The organism is Cysteiniphilum marinum (genome assembly GCF_014857925.1).
Taxonomy (GTDB): domain Bacteria; phylum Pseudomonadota; class Gammaproteobacteria; order Francisellales; family Francisellaceae; genus Caedibacter; species Caedibacter marinus.
On the sequence record NZ_JACYVZ010000027.1, the window covers coordinates 1 to 23,395 of the forward strand.

At 37.1% G+C, this 23,395-nt stretch carries 16 protein-coding genes and 1 pseudogene; 14 read left to right on the plus strand and 3 right to left on the minus strand.

The genetic code is table 11. The annotated features are described in order from the left end of the window. Positions 1-531 precede the first annotated feature (531 nt). Positions 532-1,956, plus strand: coding sequence for an SGNH/GDSL hydrolase family protein (locus tag IE867_RS10630; protein WP_192484709.1), 1,425 nt, complete (start codon positions 532-534; stop codon positions 1,954-1,956). A 116-nt stretch (positions 1,957-2,072) separates the two neighbouring features. Next, positions 2,073-2,840 (plus strand): response regulator transcription factor, encoded by a 768-nt coding sequence (locus IE867_RS10635; RefSeq protein WP_192484710.1) that lies wholly within the window; start codon positions 2,073-2,075, stop codon positions 2,838-2,840. Here the strand turns inward: IE867_RS10635 and IE867_RS10640 are convergent. Then, a complete protein-coding gene (locus IE867_RS10640) occupies positions 2,837-3,334 on the minus strand; it encodes a universal stress protein (protein WP_192484711.1) in 498 nt (165 codons plus the stop codon). The genes IE867_RS10635 and IE867_RS10640 overlap by 4 nt on opposite strands. 249 nt (positions 3,335-3,583) lie before the next feature. On the opposite strand from IE867_RS10640, the gene IE867_RS10645 reads away from it, so the two are divergent. The 9 genes from IE867_RS10645 to IE867_RS10685 all read left to right on the plus strand — a co-directional run bounded on the left by IE867_RS10645 (position 3,584) and on the right by IE867_RS10685 (position 13,449). Further along, positions 3,584-4,489, plus strand: coding sequence for a DotH/IcmK family type IV secretion protein (locus IE867_RS10645; protein WP_192484712.1), 906 nt, complete (start codon positions 3,584-3,586; stop codon positions 4,487-4,489). Then, positions 4,486-5,742: a DotG/IcmE/VirB10 family protein gene (locus IE867_RS10650; protein ID WP_192484713.1), complete on the plus strand. Its 1,257-nt coding sequence runs from the start codon at positions 4,486-4,488 to the stop codon at positions 5,740-5,742. The genes IE867_RS10645 and IE867_RS10650 overlap by 4 nt, the downstream gene beginning before the upstream one ends. A gap of 28 nt (positions 5,743-5,770) precedes the next feature. Beyond that, positions 5,771-6,991, plus strand: coding sequence for a hypothetical protein (locus tag IE867_RS10655; RefSeq protein ID WP_192484714.1), 1,221 nt, complete (start codon positions 5,771-5,773; stop codon positions 6,989-6,991). A 114-nt stretch (positions 6,992-7,105) separates the two neighbouring features. After that, positions 7,106-10,096, plus strand: a complete 2,991-nt coding sequence (locus IE867_RS10660) for a hypothetical protein (protein WP_192484715.1) — start codon at positions 7,106-7,108, stop codon at positions 10,094-10,096. Next, positions 10,086-10,508 carry a type IVB secretion system protein IcmW gene (locus IE867_RS10665; protein ID WP_192484716.1) on the plus strand — a complete coding sequence of 141 codons (423 nt, stop codon included), beginning with the start codon at positions 10,086-10,088 and terminating at the stop codon, positions 10,506-10,508. Before IE867_RS10660 ends, IE867_RS10665 begins: the two co-directional genes overlap by 11 nt. Before the next feature lie 32 nt (positions 10,509-10,540). Continuing rightward, the gene (locus IE867_RS10670; RefSeq protein WP_192484717.1) at positions 10,541-11,158 is read left to right on the plus strand and encodes a DotI/IcmL family type IV secretion protein; all 618 of its coding nucleotides are present in this window, start codon (positions 10,541-10,543) and stop codon (positions 11,156-11,158) included. 96 nt (positions 11,159-11,254) lie between these two features. Continuing rightward, positions 11,255-11,692, plus strand: coding sequence for a hypothetical protein (locus IE867_RS10675; RefSeq protein ID WP_192484718.1), 438 nt, complete (start codon positions 11,255-11,257; stop codon positions 11,690-11,692). A gap of 129 nt (positions 11,693-11,821) precedes the next feature. Next, complete coding sequence (locus tag IE867_RS10680) at positions 11,822-12,916, plus strand: secretion/conjugation apparatus DotM-related subunit (RefSeq protein WP_192484719.1); 1,095 nt, start codon at positions 11,822-11,824, stop codon at positions 12,914-12,916. Positions 12,917-12,924: 8 nt separating this feature from the next. Next, positions 12,925-13,449, plus strand: a complete 525-nt coding sequence (locus IE867_RS10685) for a hypothetical protein (protein WP_192484720.1) — start codon at positions 12,925-12,927, stop codon at positions 13,447-13,449. Positions 13,450-13,719: 270 nt separating this feature from the next. Here the strand turns inward: IE867_RS10685 and IE867_RS14910 are convergent, their stop codons facing one another. Further along, a complete protein-coding gene (locus IE867_RS14910; RefSeq protein WP_192484721.1) occupies positions 13,720-14,919 on the minus strand; it encodes a sensor histidine kinase in 1,200 nt (399 codons plus the stop codon). Positions 14,920-15,264: 345 nt separating this feature from the next. Here IE867_RS14910 and IE867_RS10695 point away from each other — a divergent pair, with 345 nt between their 5' ends. Beyond that, a complete protein-coding gene (locus tag IE867_RS10695) occupies positions 15,265-16,671 on the plus strand; it encodes a response regulator (protein WP_192484722.1) in 1,407 nt (468 codons plus the stop codon). 22 nt (positions 16,672-16,693) lie between these two features. Here IE867_RS10695 and IE867_RS10700 read toward each other — a convergent pair whose 3' ends face one another. Then, on the minus strand, positions 16,694-16,870 hold the full coding sequence (locus IE867_RS10700) for a hypothetical protein (RefSeq protein WP_192484723.1): 177 nt from the start codon (positions 16,868-16,870) through the stop codon (positions 16,694-16,696). 303 nt (positions 16,871-17,173) lie between these two features. Here IE867_RS10700 and IE867_RS14995 point away from each other — a divergent pair. Together IE867_RS14995 and IE867_RS10710 are read left to right on the plus strand one after the other, a co-directional pair. Next, positions 17,174-17,317, plus strand: a pseudogene (locus tag IE867_RS14995) (PQ-loop domain-containing transporter); the annotation flags it as partial. Between the two features lie 147 nt (positions 17,318-17,464). Then, positions 17,465-23,356 carry a non-ribosomal peptide synthetase gene (locus IE867_RS10710; RefSeq protein WP_192484725.1) on the plus strand — a complete coding sequence of 1,964 codons (5,892 nt, stop codon included), beginning with the start codon at positions 17,465-17,467 and terminating at the stop codon, positions 23,354-23,356. The last annotated feature ends 39 nt before the right edge of the window (positions 23,357-23,395 follow it).

Sequence of the window (23,395 nt, forward strand, 5' to 3'; positions counted from 1 at the left end):
GATTAGCATCTTTTTCTAGAGCTAATTTAACTGATTCATTTTTAAACTCTTGTGTGTAGCGAGATTTTGCCATTTTTCTGCTCCTCATTCTGGTGGACTTACTGTCCCAAATTGAGGGGGTACATCAGTATTTATTCTACGTTTGCTATGAATGTAAGTACCTAAGCAATAGTTTATTGGTAATCATATATATGCGGGTCAAGCCCGAATATGACGATTCACTGTTATTTTAGGACTTGATCCGAGAATCAAAAAATACCTGACAACTTTGCATAGCTATTTATGCGCAAGGATTGCCATAGCGAATATTAGTTTTTAAAGTAAATATACCTATCGTAGATCATGTTACGGTGTTTAATGACACAGGGAAAAGTAGATACAAAAAGACATTAAAATTAACTTTTTAAGTGGTTGGAAGCCTGAAGGTATCAGTGTTGTGATCGATACATCTTAAGCAGTTTGGTTTGTGCATTAATGAGCTGATTTCTGGTTAAATTGTAAGGGAGTACAAAAACCATAAGGAGAATTGCCATGATGCAATTAAACAAGAAATTAAGCTCAAGTATATATGTTTTTGCTTTGTCCTTAGTGGCATCACACAGTTATGCCAAGGCAGGTGTAAACGTATATGTTGATAATAATTGTGACAAAACACAATATATTGAGTCACAGATTGATGGTGCTGAAAAATCGATGACAGAGTTTAAAGCTCATCAACATAAATTTCTTGAGTATATTGATACGGGATATTTATCTTATGATACGCACATTAAGTATTCTGTTTATCAAGATAAGGCTAAACAAATCGGATCAGGAGCAGTTGATATTGCCTTGCATAATGCTTGGAGTCACAATGAATATGAGGCAACGACACCGCCAGGTGAGGGGCGTATTGCGATTGATATACCTAAGCGCTCGTGGCATAACTGGATAGGGACACCGAATATCACACTGCAGCTATGCCCTAAGAAGGGTTTTGAAATTTCAAAAAATGCGTTGTTTGATGGTGTGAAACGAGTCGTCGTGTTTGGTGATAGCTTGTCTGATGAAGGTAACCTCTTTCACCTAACACAAGGAGCTGTGCCAAGCGCGCGTAATTATTACAATGGCATGTTTAGCAATGGCAATACTTGGTCGGCTATTTTAAGAACCCAACTGTCAGCGCATGGAATACAAATGAGTAATTATGCAGTGGGCGGCTCTACTGCTTTATCTTATGCCGATACCGAGCATTTGCCTTATAGTTTAACCTATCAAACCTATATGTATCATGCCAATGCGCTCAAGGAAAATTGGCAAGATACCGATAGTACACTGGCAATTATCTGGATAGGTGGTAATGACTATTTGACACAGTCAGGCAAACTAGATGAAAAATCGCAGCAACAATTATCGACAGACGTTGTAGCTACGATTGAAGCAGCTATTGATGATCTAATAAGTGCAGGTATTAATAAATTTTTGATTATCAATTTACCTGATTTATCTCGTGTGCCGTCATCAAAAATCATCAACAAAAATGCTAATGTCACACAGGCACTAACAGAGCAACATAATCAAAAGCTGCAACAGATGATTAATGCATTCGTTGAAAAATATCCGGAAGACTACACATTTAAATCGATTAATGTGGGTGCGTTGTTTCAAAAATTTATGGATAAATCACAAAGGGAAATGCTGAATGATCAATATCATACTGAAATAGATAATATTAGTCGTCCTTGCTATCAAGGTGGGTATTCTTGGATTGATCCAGATATCACTAAAGCCTTATATAGTGCGTATAGTGAGCAAGTTTTACCAGGGTTGATAAGTTTGAAAAATATGATTTATAACAGCTATCAATATTTTAATGTTTGTAGCAATCCTGAGAATTATCTCTTTTATGATTACGTGCATCCAACGGCACAAATGCATAAAGTGATATATGATCAAATTGTCAAAAATGTATCATAAAAAATCAAGATGAATCAAAAATTATATGGATATTGACTGATTTAAAGTTACTACATACGCTATCAGTTGTAACAAGTTATAGAGAGTTGTATTAAATAAGTGCATGAGGAAATACGATGAAAAGCACAAATAAAATTTTAATTATTGATGACGATAAAGAAATATTAAGTCTTGTGTCAGATTTGCTAAAAAAGCATGGTTATAAAATAGATTGTGCAGAAACTGCGGAGCAAGGATTGAAAAAAATACAATTGAAACCAGATTTGATACTACTGGATATTATGTTGCCAGATGGCGATGGGGTTGATGTATGTCGCCAAATTCGTGGTCAATGTGATATTCCAGTGATTATGCTAACTGCAGTTGATAATGATATTAAAAGAATCTTAGGTTATGAATTTGGCGCATGCCAGTATATTATCAAACCATTTAATCCAGATTTGCTGGTGGCGCAAATAAAGAGTGTTTTTAATATTAAACGTACACCAAAAAAATCGAACTCACGTTATATTTGTTTTGGTCCTTGGCGATTGGATATTTATGAAAGAACACTATTTGATCGAGACATGGTTACTGTTGAGCTCTCTAGAGCTGAATATGACTTATTGATGCTGTTGATTGAAAACGCGCGTAGAGTTGTCACAAGAGATCAGATTACAAAAACAATGCACAACAGAAATTATGATGGTATGGATCGATCAGTTGACATTACCATTGGACGTTTGCGTAAAAAAGTGGAAGAAAATACGGCTCATCCGCGTCTGGTAAAAACGGTTCATAGCAGTGGATATATATTAACAACTGATGTGCATTATGCTGATAACTTAACAGATGAAATCCCTTATGCAGAGCAGTCAGATACAAGTGAAATAGAACAATTTTAATGGATTAACTCCCTTTTTTTCTGTACTTGCTTGTTAATGCGATTGAGATAGGATTTTTTGGAAATAATCACATCACAGTCGAGCATGCCAACAATTTTTTCCTGATTGCCTGTTACATGACGCTCCCACAAACCATGTTTTTGTCCATTAATAATAACGCAATCTATGTGCTGATGATCAACATACTCACTGATTGCACTAACAACCGAGTTATCGATAATAACCGCTGAGGCGAAATGATACTGAGTCTCTAGTGGACTGACCAATTGCATAAGCTTTGATTTGGCAGCATCAAGTTGGTTTTGGTTAAGTTCATTGATCACGCCAATCAAAAAGCCTGTTGTATCAAGTACCTTAGGTATGACTGTGATAATATGAAACTCAGTATTTTGAGGAAAGAGTCTCAAGCTTGCTTCATCTATAATACATTTATGCTTCTCATAGATATCTAGTGCATAGAGCACTCTTAATGGCTTATTTTGTAAGTTATCCATAAAATATATCCTTGGGTGTTTATTATTGCGCCCTGATCGTATGCCTTTTCTAATAACAGAAGTATGTGTGAAAAGTAATAATGTGTAACATAAAAATTATATGCTTATGCTATTGATATGTGTGCATTAGGGCTATCTGCTTTAGATTAATTTTACCGATAAATATGTCATTTTGCGCATCAGCTTATTGTTATAAATTAAGCGATTTAAGTATATTTGCAGCATATTGTATCAATGATGATAAAACGGATGTTAAAACGATTGAACACAGCGCAAATAGTCAGGCGATTAGTGGCATGTCTGGGTTGTATTGTGATGGCTATGCTTTTTTTGCAAAATTCGCTTTACGCAGATACCGCTTCTAAACCTTTGGCAGCAAATAATGAACAGGCGTTTAACAACGTATTAAGACAAGACTTTGCAATGTCACCGACACAAATTGAGAAGTTAAAAACAATTATCAGTGCGCATCAACAGGCAACTGAGCTATCCCCAGGAGAGACTTTAAGTGCAAAAAATCGCACATTAAGTGCAAGTATTAAACCAGGGAACACCAAAGATGCACCTTTAGTGATTGTAACAAAGGGGATGGTGACCTCAGTAGTTATTACTGATCAAAATGGCAGTCCATGGCCGTTGGACTCCTTTACAGTGGGAAACCCTGATGATTTTAATGTCAAGCAATCAGGAAAAAGTGTGTTATTGATTCAAGCACTCAAAAGTTATAGCCATACCAATATAGCATTAATGCTTTCAGGGGTTGCTGTGCCATTAATGATCAATGTGATCTCAGGGCAAGATAGTTATGATTCACAAGACTATATCCAAGTGCAAGCTTCAGAAGCAGGAGATCAAAATCAGGCAAAGCTAAACCAAGCGCCTAAATATCTACGAAATTTACTGGCAGGGATTAGTTTAGCAGGTGCAAAGGCGCTGACCATTGAAACCGATTCAGATGCTAAAATGTGGGACTATCAAGGAAAGTATCTTTTGTTAACCAGTTCAACGTTATCTTCTCCAGGCTTTGATGCACAGGCTTATAATACGATGAGTCATATGCATGCCTATAGTTTAACCAAAGCACCTTATATTTTGTTAACGGGTAAAAATGGATCTACGCAAACGATTCAGGTAACCGGTGAGGAGCAGTCATGAAAGGGGTAATTAAAAAGCTGTTGAGTATGCCAAAATCACGGATTGTTATTGGGCTGATGTGTATTTTGTTTATTGCTGGGTTTCTTATGAATAGTTGTTCAAGTTCAAGTGAAATCAACAAAGGACAACCGATGAATTCGTCTATTGAGAATACACCACTTAATCTGCAGCAAAATAACAGTATTCCTGTGAGTAATTATCAGCAAAAATTACAGCGCTATAATAGCGATCAGTACAATCAAGCAGCGATAACCGGAAAAAGTTACTTTCAACGCCCAGATGGTCGAGTGAATAATATGGCTAGTGCGCAAAGTCAATTAATTGATCATCATGACAAAAGTCACACAGATAAAGCTGACAAAAAGGGTATGCCAGAAAAAAGCCCTGTAGATAAGTCGATAAAAGCAGATCCAAAACAAAGCACGTTATTACAAATAAACCAGCAGTTAAATCATGTCAGTGATGAGGATCAGACAACGGCAATTGAGCGAAGATCACAAGAAGATTTGGATGCGGTCTATAACAAGCCACTTAACAATGAACAAGCAGAACAGCTTTATCAAAAAGATGTGCAAGGGGTCGTTTCTGGATGGGCAAATAAATCACAAATGGCAATGACACAGTCTCCTAAGGATAGCTCAGGTAATATGAGTGATAATACGAGCCACTTAGATAAGTCAATACTGGTTAAAGCTGGATATATTGGCTTTGCCGTGATTGATACTTCGGTCAATAGTGATCAGGTTGGTACACCTGTGTTAGCACATATTGTTGAAGGACCCTTAAAGGGAGCGAAGCTCTTAGGTGGTTTTACGCGTGAGGGGGATTATATTGTGGTCAAATTTAATCTGATGTCGATGCCAAGCAGAGAGCACAGTATTGCTATCAATGCTTATGCGGTAGATGGTTCAACTGCGCAAATTGCATTGGCTAGTGACGTTAATCATCACTATATCGAGCGTTATGGTAGTCTATTTGCGGCAGCATTCTTGCAAGGATTTGGTACCTACTTCTCCAATCAAAATCAAAATCAACAGATATGTTTAAGTGGGCAAAGTGGTGGAATACTACCGTGCTTTAATGTCAACAATAATAATCAGCCGACAGTAAGAAGTGCTGCATTCTCTGGTCTTGGGCAGGTTGGGACGGCATTAAGTGCCAATATGGCATCGATCTTTAACCGACCGCCAACCGTTAAGTTATATCAAGGTACTGGTGTTGGGATTTTATTTACCAATGACGTGAGTGCATAAGTGTACGAATGAAAGGAAAAGAAAAGATATGAAACACAAGCTATTGGCAATAGTTGAAAAACTAAAAAATTTGAAGCATTTAAAAGCACTTAAGCGCCTAAAAATATTCGTTATTAATTGGCGGTCAATCAAGTTATTTGAAAAGTTAAAAGATATGAATGGCTTTCGTTTGCAGTTTGCACATGTTGTTATGGCGGGGGTTGTTGCAGTTATTGGTTTTGGTGTGTATTTAGGCTATCGAATAATCGTGCCTTATCATGCTCAACCAGTGACTGCGGCAATTAATCCGGGCTTTGGTGATTTCCAAACAGTTCATTCAAATCATCTCAAACAGAGCATGAAGGCAACTCAGGCGGCTGATCATCAAAGCAATGTATTGTCATTGGCATCAAATGCAACCAAAAAATCACCACAGATCAATACTGATAGTATGTTAGAGAATAAAGCGAGTGTTACGTTACATTCGGATCAGGTGATGACTCACAAAAGTGGAACGGTAGCAACAATCGATAACGAGAATAATTTAAATAAGGCAAATAAGGTAAATAATGCTGATGTTGGTCAATCGATGCTTAAAGTGGATGACTCAAATGAAATTGCCGTAAACCATAATATTCATAAAGGTGATCCGAGAGTTTCTGATCAACATACAGCAATTGTAAAGCCTTCTCAGTCTGATATTCATCAAGGTGTATCGGCAGTTGATAACGTGAATACTCATTACGATTCAAGGGTTCAGAGCGATGCTGAGCAATTGGCTATTGATCAAGATCAAATAAATAGACATATAGAAACAAAATCACAAGTAGCAACGCATGCAAAAGTATTGAACCATAGGATGTCAACACTCGAGCAACAGGTAAAATCATTGTCTGAGCAACAAAAGGCGTTGATTGAACTGCTTAAAAATGAGCAAAAAATGCAAAAAATGCAACAGCAGCAGGTGGCGCAAGAAGCTCAGCAAAGGCAGAAAGTATCGATGGATTCGCTGATTAATGGTAATGATATTACTGTCCAGAAAGTACAGCAGATGTATGAAATGTTGCATGCATTAATGATGAAAAATACCTTGATTAAAAATCCATTATCCTTGGTTGCGGTCGTTGGTAAATATGCATGGTTACAAAATAATAAAGGCGTTACGCAATCAATAACACTTGGCGATAATATTGCTGGTTACGGTAAGGTGTTAAAAATTGATGATCAGAAAAATGAAGTGTTTATGAGCTCCGGATATGTTTTTCAATAAATAACGGTTATGAATATATTCCCATCAAAACCGTAAGGGCAATTCACGAATTGCCTCACATAAATTGCCCTACATGAATTACCCTTATATCCATTAACAAAATAGTAAGAAAATATGAAAAATTGGTTTGAATTTATACATGGTGGTAGTCGGGCACTGGTTAGCTGGCTATCACATTATTTAAAGCAAGATTTGCATGCATATTGCGATCTATATGCACTAGATAATGAGCAATCATTATTGATTAGTAAAGATGGCTCAATGATGAGTGTTTTTGAGTTAGAGGGCTTTTCACAGGTTTCATCGGTTATGCAGTTGCAAGCTTTATCCGATAAACTATCACAAGTTTTGCAACCTTATTTATCAAAGCTTGGACATAGTTTGCAGTTTGTGGTGGATTACAAACCGATTATGGCAGTAGCAGATACCAATGATTTAATAAAAACATGGCAAAATAATTTAGCCTTATTACAAGCAAATGTTCCTAAAAAGCTAGTCGCGTTAAAGCGGCAACATCTGATACAGAACTGTTGTGATTTACGCGTTTTTATTGTGGTTTCATCACATTTAACCCTTTTAGACAAAGAAGATATTAAGCGCTTTAAATCACAGGCCATGATCAAAGATAAAGTGATTGTAGAGAGTATGTCTGATTATTTAGTGCAAAGCGCTGATATGCTATGTGCGTTACATGCGGGATTTATTGAAAATTTTTGCGAGGTCTTTAAACAGTTACAATTAAGTGTCACTTTGCTTGATGGCACTGAGGCAATACGTTTGATAAAAACACAAGTTTATCCACAAAAGGATCTTGCTAACTGGCAGCCAAGAGTGTCAAGTGATTCGTGGGCACTACAAACGAATGAGCAAACCAAAGAAGCCACGCTTGCTAATATTGCGTTAGATCGTCAATTGTTAACCGATACATTAACCATTGAGAAATCAGAGACGATTGCATGTGATGATCTATTGGCAAATGTTGTTGGGGTTGAGTTTTTTCCACTTGAAAAAGTAGGGTTTTATGCCTTGTTTAATCAATTAATTGCGATTAACGCACCTTTTAGAGTCAGCTACTGTGTCCGCCCAGGCGGACAAGCACTATTAAAAATCAAATCGATTTTGGCAAAATTTTTAGCTTTTAGTAATACTGATAATAAGCTGATCCTAAATGCACGTGATTTATTGGCTGAGCTTGAGCGTTCAGAGTCACAAGCTATTGTCAAAATGACGATGTTATTATGCACTTATGTGACCAATAAGGATGTATTGCAGCTTAAAAAACAAACGCGTGCACTAACAAAGGCGGTTAACGCTTGGGGCAGTGCACAGATCAAAGCACATCATGGTGATCCTTGTAAGGCTTATGTTGATAGTATTATGGCGATGACACATTCCCCCATTGATCCAGCAACAGCAATGCCAATGAAAGCGTCACTTTATATGCTGCCATTGCAGATTCCAGCGCAAGTTTTTGCTGATGGAGGTGTTCATTTTCGCACGCTTGAGCGCAAGCTGTGGCATTATCAATCAGGCTCGAGTGAGCAAGTTAGTTGGGTTGAGATGATTTATGCTAGAAGTGGCTCGGGAAAATCGGTGTTGCTCAATACTCTAAATGATGCGGTGGCAATGTATGCACAGTCCAAGCAGTTACCAATTATAGGCATCATTGATATTGGTGAGTCTTCTTTTGGTATGATGAGACGTTTACAGGCGATGTTACCTGAACATGCGGATTATATTCAATATCATCGTTTAAGCTTGAGTGATGATATGGCCATCAATGTCTTTGATACGCCATTGGGAATGAGAAAACCAAGCGCGCACCAAAAGCAATTTTTAATCAACTTTATTGCTATTTTGTTACAGGATGCATTAGATCATGACCTGCCTGAGGGAATGACGGCGATGTTATCATTGATTATTGATGTTAGTTATCAGATGGTAAGTGATGATCATCAGCCAAAGCATTACACGCTAGGGCGATGCGTTCAGATTGATCAATACTTAAATCAACAATCCGTTGATCAAGCGTTTGATCATTGGTGGCAGGTAGTCGATTATTTGTTTAGTCAAGGAGAGTATACGCTTGCTAAAAAAGCACAAGTATATGCAATGCCTACTTTAAAGGATACGGTAAGTGCGTGTCAGTTTTCACAGATTAAAGATATATATTATAAGGTGATTGCAAGCACCAATGAGACCTATACACAAAATTATAACCGTCTTATTTCGGCGGCTATTCGTCAATATCCAAGTTTGTCAATGGCATCTCAAGTTGATTTTTCAGTGGCGCGCATTTTGGCACTTGATCTTAAGTCATTAGATAGCAGTGCAGCGGATAAGCATTTTAAGCAAACGACGATTGGTTATATGTTGGCAAGGTATGTGATTGGATTAAATATCTATCTGCCAGATGAAAATGATATGCTCAATGCACCTGATATGTATCATTCGTACCATCAAGCTGAGTTTGAGCAATCATTGCATACAAGTAAAAGAATTGTGCTTGATGAATTTCATCGCACAAGCAGTGCTAAGATAGTGCAGTATCAAGTTCAACGTGATATGCGTGAAGCCAGAAAATATAAAACACAAATTGCTTTAGCATCACAGTCATTGGAGGATTTCTCACCACAGATGATCAGCTTTGCGACTTCGATTTTTATTATGGGTAATATGCAGGCTAATAGCTCAAAAGAAACGCTTGGGCATTTTCAATTAACACAAGATGAAATCAATGTTTTGAAGTCTCACGCGCATGGTCCAAGCCATCAGGGGGTGACCTTCTTAGCTAAGTTTATAACGAAAAAAGGTATCGTTGGACATGCGCTAAATTTGGTCTTGCCAGACATTGATTTATGGACATATACGACAACTAGTGAAGATATGTATGTGCGCAATCATCTGTGGCAAAAATACGATGTCATCGCAGTGTTAAAAACATTAGCGGATGTTTTTCCCAAGGGGACATTGCAACAAAAATTTAGGCTATATAAACAAAGATATCAATACAAGTCAGTCGATGACATTTTAACATTGATGATTGATGAGCTTATCCCATTGGTTGAAGAGAATATACTCAAAGAGGACGATTATGCAGAATGAATTAGACTATTGGAAAAGTTATGAAAACCCGGTGATTAATAACTTGTTAGTGAACTTAGAAGCACATGAAAAAACACTGACGTTGACATTAAATGATGAAGTTAGAGATAAGCTTGAAGTCTTATTAGAGCATTTGTGTCACACACAGTTCCAAGCGCAATACGCCGATCTTTTAACGGATGTTTTATCACAACTTCCAAGTGCCTATTTATCGTATTTCTTAGCGCAATTAGCAAAGCACAATGGCGATTTTTTTAAGGCGACTTTAGATCATGTGGTGGGCTTGCCTTCTTCTCATGCGCGAAAAGCGGTATTAGAACGTGCTGGCGTTGTTGAGAAGCTGCAAACGTTGGCTCGAATTTTTAGTGATGAAAGAGTTGAGCAAGTCACACACATTCTGCAAACCATATAAATCAGATAAATAAATCAAACTAGGTAATACATATGTCAGAAGTACTGCAAGAAGTCATTGAGAAAAATAGTTTTTATCGCAAGCATTATCAAAAAATATTGCATTTATTTAGTATTAGTCTGCTGATTAATATGGTGGTTTTATGTGTGTTGTTATTCAATCATAATCGTACTGAATTGCGTTATGTTTATGTCTTGGCAGATGGGCAAGTCGTACAGTTGCAGTCAACACCGACATTAAAACTCAATAGTGACAACCTCGTGCAATGGGTAGCAAATAATGCGCCGAAGCTTTATCAGCTAGATTTCTTAAACTACAAAGTGCAAATGCAATCAATGCGTTCTTTATTTAGCGATGATGGTTGGCAGAGTTACATCGCTGCTTTTAAACCGGTGCTAACGCAAATTCAATCGCAAAAGTTAGTTGCCAAAGCGGTGGTGACAGGCTTGCCGATGATTGTAGCAACGGGCTATTTAGAGGGTCAGCCAAGTTGGAAGGTGCAAGTGCCAATTGATTTGAATTTTCAAAAAGATAATCAAACACAAGATACACAATATATTTTAACGTTGACGATCAAAGGTATTGAGCCGAATTTGCGTGATTTACGTAGCTTTGAAATCGTTCAAGTATTAGCGATGACCAAGCAGTAATTAATAACTTTATGTCAAAATGAGAGTAATAAAATTGTTGTTGTAATCAATATCTGTTTATCATGAAGAGTAATGCAATATTAGGGGTAATAAACAATGAGCAATAACGAAAAAGAACTAGATTTTGGACGATTACATAGTGGAACGAGTCCTAAAATAATCGCGATTAAAGCGCAATATGCTGAATTAAGTAACAAGCGACAAGTTCAGGTCAATAATTATTTAGAGTACGCCCTAAGCAGCTTACCTGTAGGCATTTCCGAAAATACTAAAGTTAGACTACTTGCCAATGAAGTATTTAACGGCAATGAACAAGATTTTGAAACTAGGTTGCAGGGTCTGTCAGAAATAACTTCAGAAGATGATGCTTATCAATATATGAATAACGCATATCAGCAAGATGAGAGACTTGAGTTTGATCAAAGTGATGAAGTAAAGGATAAAATGAACTCAGAGAGTCCAGCATCAGCAACGAACGGCATTGAAAACTATCTTAGGGGCAATGCTGCAGATAAAAACAATGATTATGATTAATATTTCTCTAATGCGGTCATTCTCGGACTTGATCCGAGAATCCAAAACTATTTGCATAGCTACTTCCCTAGTCGCAAAGTGTGAACTTTAGTAAAAAGAGTGAAAAAGGACAAAAAAGGATAATACAAAGTGGCAAGACAGCAGGGCATGTCTGAAGACAATAGCGTGACACATATTTTTATTGCCGGAAGCATCATTTTTTTGGGTTTTGTTGGTTATTATTTTTTTGCGGCATATATCAATATGGCGTATGTTGCAATAATGCATTTTGAGCTGAGTGTTTTTGGTGTGTTCTCACATAACGCGAGCTTATTGAAGAATCAACTAATAAATATTGATACAACTAATATGACCTTTAGCGGTTTAATGTCGCTTAATCATCAGGTTGGATTTGTATTACGCCTACCGGTGGCGATTATCTTAGGTTTGTTAATTTTAGCGGTGATGGTACTGCACCCTAAAAAGCTATTTAGTGTTTGCTATGATATGGCAAAATTGGCAAAGCGAATGGTGACTCACTTTAAGCATATTAAGCCGACATTAGATCAATCCTTGGAGAAAACATCATCTTGTCAAGGCGTGTGGGCTTCAGCACTTAGCGTTAAAGATTTTCTTAAACAATACAATATGTACGAAAGTCATGACAATAAAGCAGTGTCAAAGGACAAGGCAGAATATGTGAGTCAAACAACTAAAATAAGTAAAATAAATGATATTAAGCTTGAGCAAGAGTTGTTAAAGCAATTAGGGTCGAAGTTTAATGGATTTTCGACCTTATCAATCAATGAGCAAGTTTTATTTACGGCATTTGCCTTAAGAATTGCAGGCAATGATCTCCAGACGCAAGTTTTATTAGAGAAAGCTTCTACCGATAAAGTCAATGCCAATGAGCTAAGATCGATGGCACAATCAGCCTTAGATCACCCAGAAGTTGTTTTACTCTGTCAAAAACATGCCTATGTGCGAACGCTATTATGTGGACTTTTAGTGAAAGCCAGATCAACTGGTATTCTAGCGACAGCAAGTTTCTTATGGCTTAAAACAAAAGATCGCACGTTGTGGTATACCCTAAATAATGTTGGCAGGCAGGCGGTATTTATTGAAGGTGCTGCGGCGTATAGTCATTGGCAAGCTGAAAATGCAGTTGGCCTTAAGGTGGGAACGCCATTATTGGAGCAGTTAATAACGGCAATAAAGGATCAACAAACAAATAACTCACTTTAAGGAAAATCATGAAACATCAATGGTCATTTGAACGTAGTCAATTTACTGATTATCAACATTGGCTAACAACAATTAATACAGAAATAACACAAAATGATGTTAATCAATGCGCTTTATGTCATGTAGATACGTCTAAATATCCACTGGCTTTGCAGCCTTTTCCCAAGAGTTATGATTTTTTAACGAGTGATCAGATGCAGGCTTCTTTGTGTCAGACGTGCCTTGATAGTATCTTTATTGATTATGCTTCAAGAAACCAGTCATCTTGTGGTTGCTTTATTTATTTGCCGGAATCGGATCAAATGAAACTGAATTACTTTATCAATTGCTTAAAATATGATGATGAGATAGCCACCATTGACAAAAAGGGTTTTTATACAGAGCTGAAATTGTGTCAAAATCGTTGGTTAGATGTTTGTGGTATTGATATTAGTGATCCATTTTATTTCAAGCTATTTTATCAGCAGCATATCAATGAGATGAAGCATTTGCTTGATAAAGCTTGTTTCCTACCAAACTTAGTAATCAGTTAAGAGTTAATTGCGTTTTAATTGCTCCCTGACTCGTGCAGTCTAAGCTGTACGAGCAATCCCGCAAGGGGAGTACTCTGCAATTACTAGTCTATAATTTCGGCTAAGACTAAATTCACCCACAAGTGCTCACCGTACCCTGAGCATAAGTCGAAGCGGTGCACTGAGCAACAGTCGAAGTGGGTAAACTTAGGAAGATTGCACTTTACAGAGGCTTCGACTTACGCTCAGCCAACGTTTACACAATCAAAATGGGCAGGAATATGGTCATAGCTATAATCTCCAATAAATACGGACAATCAGCCCATGAGTATCGGTACGATTTTTAATGCTGATATGTCCTTTATTTTTGGTAATGATTTCTTTGACGATGGCAAGTCCTAAGCCTGAGCCTGGAATACGGTGATTGCGCGCTAGATCAACACGATAAAAGGGCTCAAAAATTTGAGACAATTTATCCTCGGCAATACCTGATCCTGTGTCAATTATTTCTAGAGAGATCGTATTATCAAGCGCATTGTTGATAAGCTTGATTTGAGCATCTCCAGCATACTTCAGTGCATTATCAATAAGATTTTGGAGTACGCGTTTAAATGCTTTACGTTGGAGCGTTAAAACGCAAGGCTTAAGATCAATTGATATCAACTGTACATTAAGGCCCATGTCTTGATATTCATGACACATAGACTCAACTAAATCAGTGAGATTAACCTGAAGAAAGTCTTCTTCAAAGTAGCTTTTCTTGGCAAAAACTTGGATTTGATTAATCAGATAATCCATATCACTAAAGTATTTCTGCAAGGCTTGCTGATCTTTGGAGTTAAGGTGACTTTTAGTATACAGTGTGGCTTTGGTAATCGGTGTTTTAAGATCATGTGAGATGGCTGCAAAAATACGCAATTTTTCTTCATTAATTTTAGCAAGCTTTTCGCTGACAACTGAAATAAGCTCTGCCATGTTTTTGAAGCTGAAGGCACTTTTATAAGTAATCAGTTGCTGATCAACACCAAGTTTATCTGCAATTTTGCTCATTTTCATAAAGGGGCTGATTAGTTTTTGTGTACAAAAAAAGTACCAAGGAACGATGATCACAAGACTCATTGCAAACATCGCAATCATCAAATATAAATAAAATTTCTCAGAGGCTTGAACCGTAAAATTGGCGCAAAAATGATGATCATAACAGACCGATAGATGTTGCGTTAAAAAACTAACGTCTGATATTTTAGGCATAATCCTTTTACGAATTAATTTATGCAGTGGGGCACCCATGCTTTTCAACGAATCAAGCTCAAGGTAGATTGTTTTGCTATAGAGTGGGTAAGCAGAAAAAACAACTTTAATATTGTTTGAAAGTTGCTGCTGTTTTTGGTCAGGCTGTTCAAGTCTATCGACTAAAGCAGTAGCCGCATCGGTAATCAGATGAATAGTTCGATGATATTGTGTTGTGCGATAGCTTAAAAATGAAATCACGATTAAAGCAAAGTTGATTACTAAAAAAAAGGTAAATAGGCTGGGCAAAAACCAGAATTTTACATGATGCTTATGCATAGAGTTCAAACAAGTCAGATGTTATGTGTCGATATAGTAGAATGTGTTTGGCATTTAATTGCTATCTACAGATATGGCAGAAATGACATCAAAATATATAGTTATATAAAAAAACATTACGTTGATATACATAAAGAATCATAACTTGTCTACTTTAAGCAGATATGCCTAAATTAACGATGTTAAGTTGCAATAAATATAAGCTTATGTGCTGTTCACAAGACTACAATTTGCTGTCATTTAACAAAATGCAAGTAAGGACGTAACATGACAAAAAATGATATGCAAACTTCGGTGAAACTAACAGTAGAAGGACTTGATGACCCCTGCTATATCGTGGATAAAGCAGCAAAAATAGTTGATTATAATAAGGCTTATGCTGAATTAGTTGGCGTTAAAAAGCCTGAGTTGATTGGCAAAAAAGTAAGTGATACGAAACTATATTTCAATCATGAAATTGAAAAAGATAACCTGCAGTTTATGGCGCAAGTTAAAAAAGATTATCAATTAAAGTTAGAGGGGTATTATGATCCAAGTGGGCGATTAGGAGAGCTGGTATTAGAGTCGCACAAAATGTTGATATATAATGCTAATGGCGAGGTTATCGGTATGCTGTGTAGGGTGAAACTCCGAGAAAATGATAATAAAATGGAATTGCAGCTTAAGGAATGTTTAAATGCCTTGAGAGGATATACCCAGTTTTTAATGAAAGAAGATTGTTTTTTAGGGCAGCTTGATGCTATTGAAGGCGCTAAGGCGATTACTGATAGCCTGGCATCGATTAGTGTGCAACGGCTAAGTGGTGAGCGTACTCCTTTTTGGGATAGAGTATATAAGCGGATAAAAGCCAATGATTTTGCAGGTTGCTTTTTCTACAAGGCGTTGATTATATATGATGATATCAGTAGTGATTTGATGGTTGCTTTACAATCAAGCTATTACCTCCAGTTTGAAATGACGACACATAAAGATCTTATGAAGGATCATGCGATACTTGAGTCATTAAGCAAAGGAGAGTACCAAATCATCATGACGGATTTAGTCGATCCAAAAATAGCGCAATTAACACATAAAACATCGTCATGCTACTTCGCTATAAAAACACAATCAGGCGCAATACATGCTAGTTTGGCTATGACAGATGAGCTTGAGGTGATTGAAAAAATAAGCCTGAAGGAATTAATTGGTAATGTTGATGAGCATATATTCAAGCGATGGCGTGACTATATTGCTCAGCGAATTAAGGAGCGGATCGCAAAAGATAAGTATATGAAAGTCTTATATGTAGAAGATGATGAAAACTCAAGAGTAAGTTTTGAAAGGTTAATTTCCATTTGCCCATACATCGGTGATGCACGAAATGGAGAGTGCATTAGTGTTAGTACACCTGTGGAAGCACTTAATGCCGTCAAAAGTAATATATTTGACATTATTTTGGTTGATATCGGCTTGCCTGAAATGGATGGTTTTGAGTTAGCAGTACAGATACGACAGCTACAACTACGCAAAAATGATATTCCTTGCCCTATATATGGTTATACTGGGCACCTTCTTGAGGCAGAGGAGCTTAGCTACCAAACCTGTGGTATTGATAGAATTTTTATTAAACCTGAACTTGCGATTGATATTAATAAGGTGATTAGAGATTTTGTGCCAGAAGAGATGTTGATTTGATATGTCTTGTTAAAGGAGGGCTTTAGCTGCGCTTGCGAACTACACAACTTGCATTCTCTTTGGGGAGTTTATTCAATAGATCAACTTTTACAGATTCCGGCATATCGGCATCCATAATGTCTTGCACTGTTTTTTTACTGCAGCGTCTTAGTGGTGTATTACGCTTTTTCTTTATATATTCAACCAAAGACTTTAACATGGTTTTAATTTCTCCTTTTATATTGTGTCATGTTACTTGCATTTTGATGTGGCAACTCTAGCGTAGAAAAATTAGCGTAAACAGACAAATATTGAATCATTTAGTATCAATATTGATTCATCTTGAGACAGCAAATGAATATAAAGCATGATGTGCTGTGATCATAATGATTCACAACCGAGCTGTTGATTCCCTCTTAATATTACAATGCCATGCAGTTCGGTGCTAGATATTCTACAGTGGTTAACGAGACGTTATAACGGAGGTTTAAATAAATAAATGTATGCTTATACTATTCAGGTAATGTTCGCGTTGAGTTTATTCGTTAATGCATTACTTTTTTTACCGCAGACCATTAAAGTGATTCAACTTAAATCCTCCGAAAACATATCTATTGTTACTTTCATCGGTTTTTTATGTATCCAGTTTGTTTGTGTGTTATATGGGTTTTTAATGGAAGATTGGATTTTAGCATCAGGCTTTATCTTTGGTATGGTAACGTGTGTGACGGTCGTTATTGCAGCAGTTTATTATCGTTGGTTTAAAACCAACAATATGTAGTTTGAGTTCAAACTTTATAAGGGAAACAGTGTTTTGATAGACAGTAAAGAGAATCAAGGTTTGGTGGCAACTCGCAGAGTGATTCATGAGTTATTTGAGCGTCAGGTAGAAAAGACACCGACATCACAGGCATTAATATTCGGCAATCAAAGTGTCAGTTATGAGATTCTTAATAGCCGGAGTAATCAGTTAGCAAGAAAAATAAGAGTGCATTATGAAGCTCAAGTGGGTAAGGGTTTCAGCAAAGGTGTTTTAATACCTCTTTATCTTGATCGATCATTTGAAATGGTCATCGCTACATTAGCTGTTTTGAAGCTTGGTGGTGCTTATGTTCCGATTGACCCAACTTTTCCAGATGAGCGTGTGCGTTATATTCTGAAGGATACTAACGCAAAAGTGGTTGTCACGCAGTCATGGTACAAGGAAAATCTGAAGAAGTTGGGTTATGAGGATGCGGCTGTGCAAGCCGATGAAATACATGAGATAGAAAGCTACAGTAAACAAAACCTCGATGTTGATACCAATGGCGATGATATAGCTTATGTGATTTATACCTCAGGGACAACAGGAAATCCAAAGGGTGTTATGGTGCCACATAAAGGGGTTGTCAATCGTATTCAATGGATGCAAAAACAATACCCGCTGGGTAACCAAGATAGAGTGTTACAAAAAACACCTTACAGCTTCGATGTGTCAGTGTGGGAGCTAATTTGGGCAAATTGGTATGGTGCAGCAATCGTTATAGCAAAACCTGAAGGTCATAAAGATGTTGATTATCTGCATCAATTGATCACTACTGAACAAGTTACCATTGTGCATTTTGTTCCTTCGATGTTATCTGTTTTTTTAGATTTTCTTGTACATAAAACGCTCTCAAAATATGTATTGCGCAGAGTGTTTTGTAGTGGCGAGGCGTTAAGTGATTCTATTAAAGATCGATTTTATGAGGTCTTTGAGCATCGTTTTGCTATTAGCTTACATAATTTATATGGTCCAACTGAAGCTTCGATTGATGTGAGTTTTCATGATTGTGCCAAGGATAAAAAGGTTACGATCGGTAAGGCCATCGATAATATGGCGCTGTATGTATTAGATAGTCAACGGAATCAATGTGCGCCTAATGAAATTGGAGAATTATATTTATCAGGTGTAGGCTTAGCGCGAGGCTATTTGAATTTGCCGAAGCTAAGTGAGGCAGCGTTTATCAAAAATCCTTTTGCTGATCAGACCAATAAAGTGTTGGGTTATGACCGTTTGTATAAAACAGGTGACTTGGTGCGCCAGCTTGATAATGGTGACATTGAATACCTAGGGCGTAATGACTCACAGGTAAAAATAAGAGGTTTTCGGATTGAGTTAAGTGAAATCGAGCAAGTTTTGTGTCAGTTTAAGGGGGTTAAGCAATGCTGTGTTATTGTCAAAGATCAAGCAAATGCCGCGGGTGCTCAGAAGATGCTAGTTGGCTATTACACAACAGTAGACGGACTTGATATTGACGATGCTGTATTGTTAACGCATTTGCAAAGTATGCTACCTGAATATATGGTGCCAAGCTTTCTCATGCAGCTTGCATCTTTTCCGTTAACGGCAAATGGTAAGTTAGATAAAAACGCATTACCTGATGTCAATATTGATAGCACAGCTTATGTGCCACCATCAACAGAGATAGAGAGCAAGGTTTGTCAAATTTGGCAGGGTGCGCTTGGTGTTGATAAAGTTGGCGTGACGGATAATTTCTTGCAGCTTGGTGGCAACTCAATATTAGCCATTGATGTTGTGATGCGCATGAAGCAATTCGTTGGTTATCATTTCAATGCTTTAGACTTAATCAAGGGAAAAAACATCAAGACGCTATTATCTTCAGCATATGTCGATAATCATGATGATCAACAACAACTATCATCACAAGCTCAGATGCATTTAAGTGATTTGCACCACTTTGAAAAAAGTATTTTAAGTCATGTGTTAGCAACGAACACCCCTTTGATTTATAACGAGAGTTTCACCATTGAATATGTTGAGCGCGTTAATTTTAAGGTCTTTAAAGTTGCGGTTGATTATTTGATGACAAAGTATGAACTACTGCATAGTGCTTATTATGAAGAAAAAGAAGCAGGAACATTCCATCGACATTTAAACTATGATCATCCGGTAGTATGTCAGCACGTTAAACTTAATGAAAAAAATACGCTTGAATTATTTTGCAAACAGATCGATCAAACACCCTTTGATATTGAAAAGGATAAGCTGATTCGCTTCTATCTGGTGGATGATGTCGACGCTAAACAATATGTATTTATTTCATTTTTTCACGCACTTTTGGATGCAACATCGCTCATTAATATTGTATTGCCTGATTTATATCTTTGCTTACAAGAGGATAAAAGGTCATTGGTTAAACAGTCAATGATGGAATTTACCACATTGTCAATGTCTCTCAATGAGCGTTATCAGCGAAATATGCAGCAAAAAATAAAATATTGGCAACAAAAGTTCGATCACTGCCAAGCGCTTGATTTAGGTTTTTCAAAAACGACAGAGGATGTAAAGGGGCAACAATTAAGCTGTGATTGGGGTGCGCAAGTAAGGCAGCAAGTCAAGTCTGTTGCCAATGCACTTAAGATCAGCGAATACTCAGTATTGTATGGTTTGTTTACGTTGATGTTAGCCAAGACATCACAGCAGTCAGATTTTGCAGTGATTACTAATGTTGATGAGCGAATGTATGTACCGCAACATCAATCGGTAATTGGATGTTTTATCAATAATGTGATTATTGATGCTAACGTCACCCAAGATAACACGCTGAAAGAACATCTTGTCAATACGCATCAGAAAGTGATTGAATCGATTGAACAGGTGCTACCTTATGACAGGTTGCTAGAGGTTGATCGTGACAAAGTATTACAGCTATCAGATGTCCAATTTAATCTGGAGACTAATGAAATATATCATTATCCATATAGGCAAACTCAAAATAATTCTCATTCAGGTTATGTCAAGCATGGGCTTTATTTTGAACTTGATTTAAAACAAGATCATCTTTTATGTCGAGTTGAGTTTAAATTTGCCAGATATCCTCTCTATTTTGTTGAATCACTTTTGAATAGTTACTCTGTATTATTAGAGCGTTTAGAGGGGGCACTTGGTCACAAAGTCTCAGAAATTAGCCTGCTAAGTGCTAAAGATTATCAGAAAGTGGTTTATGATTGGAATAGAACGGAAGTCCCTTTTCCAAAAGACAAAACCATATATCAGCTTTTTGAGGAACAAGTTGCAAAAACGCCAAATAATATTGCGATTGTTTTTGAGGGAAATGAGTTAACGTATCAAGAGCTTAATGCAAGAAGCAACCAACTGGCAAATTATATCAGGGCTTCTTTCTTGCTTAAAACAGGTAGTGAACTAATGCCAGACACCTTGATTGCATTGTGTCTTGAGCGTTCGTTGGAGATGATTATTTCGATTATAGCTGTGTTGAAGGCAGGGGCTGCATATGTGCCAATAGCTCCATCATTACCTCATCAGCGTATAGTATATATGCTAACGGATACAGAAAGTCAGCTATTGCTTGTACAGTCAATGATTTACAAGCAATTGACGTTTCTAACGGAAAGTCAGTTAGATCTATATTATGTTTTTGTTGATCAAAATGATTGTTATCAAGGGGCTGAGGAAAATTTATTGCCATATAGCAAGCCGGAAAATCTTGCTTACGTTATCTATACTTCGGGTACAACAGGAGTTCCTAAAGGTGTGATGCAAGAGCACAATAATGTGGTGGAACTTTTCAGAACAGCGTCAGATTACTTTAGCTTTGGTCAAAGTGATCACTGGATGATGTTCCATGATTATATATTTGATTTTAGTGTTTGGGAGTTATGGGGGGCATTAAGTCATGGAGGTATGCTTGTTTTACCGTCTCGGAGGCAATTGCTTGACATGAATGAGATCTTTCGGCTGTGCAATGCTTATGAAGTTAGTGTGTTCAATCAAACACCCGCAGTTTTTTTGCAGTTTCAAGGTTTTTTAAATTTCTTACCAGAGGCACGTAGTTGTCTTAAAAAATTTCGATACATTATACTTGGTGGGGATAGGTTGACACCAGATAAGTTAAGTCAGTGGTGGACATTTTGTGCTATTCAAGGAGTGGTGTCGCCCAAGATTATTAATATGTATGGTATAACGGAAGCAACCATTCATGTTTCCTATAAAGAAATGAGTTATGATGAGTCAGAGGTTAATTCCTTAATTGGGAAATCACTTGCTGACATGCAAATATATATACTTGATAAATATATGAACCCGTTGCCAGTAGGAGCGATTGGGGAGATTTATGTTTCAGGAGAACGTTTGTCTCGAGGTTATCTTAATCTTCCAGACTTAACGAACAAAAACTTTGTGAAAAATCCTTTTTACAATGGGGCATTGATTGCAGATGGTAGGTTTGATCGAATGTACAGGACAGGGGATCTTGCGCGTTGGTTACCTAATGGAGAGTTGATATATATAGGGAGGATTGATTCACAGATTAAAATTAGGGGGTATAGAATTGAGCTAGATGAGATCGAAAGAAGGTTAGCACTAATTTCTGGGATTGAGCAATGTTGTGTCGTTGCCAAGGAAGATCGACAAGCAGAATATTATATTTGTGGTTATTATGTGTTAGGTAAAGATAAGATGAATTGTTTGACGAAAGATGCCATACACAAAGAGCTACGCTCGTTTTTACCGGACTATATGATGCCATCTTCACTTATTCAGTTAGAAGGTTTACCACTGACAATTAATGGTAAGTTAGATTGCTCTGCTTTACCTGAACCAACTTTAGTAGCTACGCAGCAATGTATTGTTGAGCCCATTTCAAATACAGAAAAAGAGCTCTGTGAGCTTTGGCAGAGCGTATTAGATATTGAGTTAGTTGGTATGCAAGATGATTTTTTTGACTTGGGAGGTAATTCTGTTTTAGCGATTACAATTGCGTATCGAATGTCGAAAATTTTGCAAAGCGAGATAAGAGTAGCAGATATTTTTAGGTTAAAAACAATATCAGCTATTATTGAGGATTGCACACTCAATGCAGGACAGCAGCATATTAAGGTCTTATCTGAAACAAAAAAGAGTGATTATGTGTTGTGCTTTGTTCATCCAGCATTTGCAGGTTGTGAAGTCTACCAGACACTGGTGGATAAGTTCTCTAGCGCCTATCTTTGCATTGGTATTGAGAATTATAACTTTGAGCATGATAATAAAATTGCGACTTTATCAGAAATAGCACAGCAGTATTTATGTTACCTAAAATTAAGTCCTAATGTGAAAGATACTCATCAATTGACTTTAGTGGGTTGGTCATTAGGGGGACTTATTGCGCTAGAGATGGCATATTGGCTTGAGCAGCAAGGGAGAACTAATGTGAGATTGATTCTTTTGGATTCACACATTCCTTATGGGCGTGCACTAAAGTATCACCCGCATTTTGATCCAGAGAAAGGAGGCCAGAAGGTTGATGATTTTATTAATGAAAAAGTTGCTGATCTGGAACCATGCTATGCACAAAAAGTTTTAATGAATAAAGACTATGATATAGCGATTGGGAAGTGTAGACCAACGGGTAAATTAAGGCATACAACGACTGTTCTTTTTAAAGCCACCAAGCAGATTGGCTACAATCTTAGACATAACAATGTCGGTAAGTATGTAAAATCCTTGAAGTTAGTTAAAATTGAAGCAAATCATATGAACATAATTGATGAGATTAATAACGACTGGTCAAAGCATGAAGCGGAGTTTAGCTATAAGCGCACAAAGTTTACGTTTAAATTACAGGATTGGATAAACAAAATAAAAAGAGAAATCCCGACACTTATTTTTGTATTGGGTGCGGTTGCAGTTGCAGCTTATTTAATTAGTGTTGATAGTATCTAGTTTTAACTTTTTAAAAAAGCAAGTTGCTACATATTTTGC

Coding starts and splice junctions, on each gene's coding strand:
- IE867_RS10665 (WP_192484716.1), top strand. CDS start 10,086: ATGCAGAATGAATTAGACTATTGGAAAAGTTATGAAAACCCGGTGATT.
- IE867_RS10635 (WP_192484710.1), top strand. CDS start 2,073: ATGAAAAGCACAAATAAAATTTTAATTATTGATGACGATAAAGAAATA.
- IE867_RS10695 (WP_192484722.1), top strand. CDS start 15,265: ATGACAAAAAATGATATGCAAACTTCGGTGAAACTAACAGTAGAAGGA.
- IE867_RS10630 (WP_192484709.1), top strand. CDS start 532: ATGATGCAATTAAACAAGAAATTAAGCTCAAGTATATATGTTTTTGCT.
- IE867_RS10685 (WP_192484720.1), top strand. CDS start 12,925: ATGAAACATCAATGGTCATTTGAACGTAGTCAATTTACTGATTATCAA.
- IE867_RS10640 (WP_192484711.1), bottom strand. CDS start 3,334: ATGGATAACTTACAAAATAAGCCATTAAGAGTGCTCTATGCACTAGAT.
- IE867_RS10655 (WP_192484714.1), top strand. CDS start 5,771: ATGAAACACAAGCTATTGGCAATAGTTGAAAAACTAAAAAATTTGAAG.
- IE867_RS10645 (WP_192484712.1), top strand. CDS start 3,584: ATGTTAAAACGATTGAACACAGCGCAAATAGTCAGGCGATTAGTGGCA.
- IE867_RS10650 (WP_192484713.1), top strand. CDS start 4,486: ATGAAAGGGGTAATTAAAAAGCTGTTGAGTATGCCAAAATCACGGATT.
- IE867_RS10660 (WP_192484715.1), top strand. CDS start 7,106: ATGAAAAATTGGTTTGAATTTATACATGGTGGTAGTCGGGCACTGGTT.
- IE867_RS10670 (WP_192484717.1), top strand. CDS start 10,541: ATGTCAGAAGTACTGCAAGAAGTCATTGAGAAAAATAGTTTTTATCGC.
- IE867_RS10700 (WP_192484723.1), bottom strand. CDS start 16,870: ATGTTAAAGTCTTTGGTTGAATATATAAAGAAAAAGCGTAATACACCA.
- IE867_RS10675 (WP_192484718.1), top strand. CDS start 11,255: ATGAGCAATAACGAAAAAGAACTAGATTTTGGACGATTACATAGTGGA.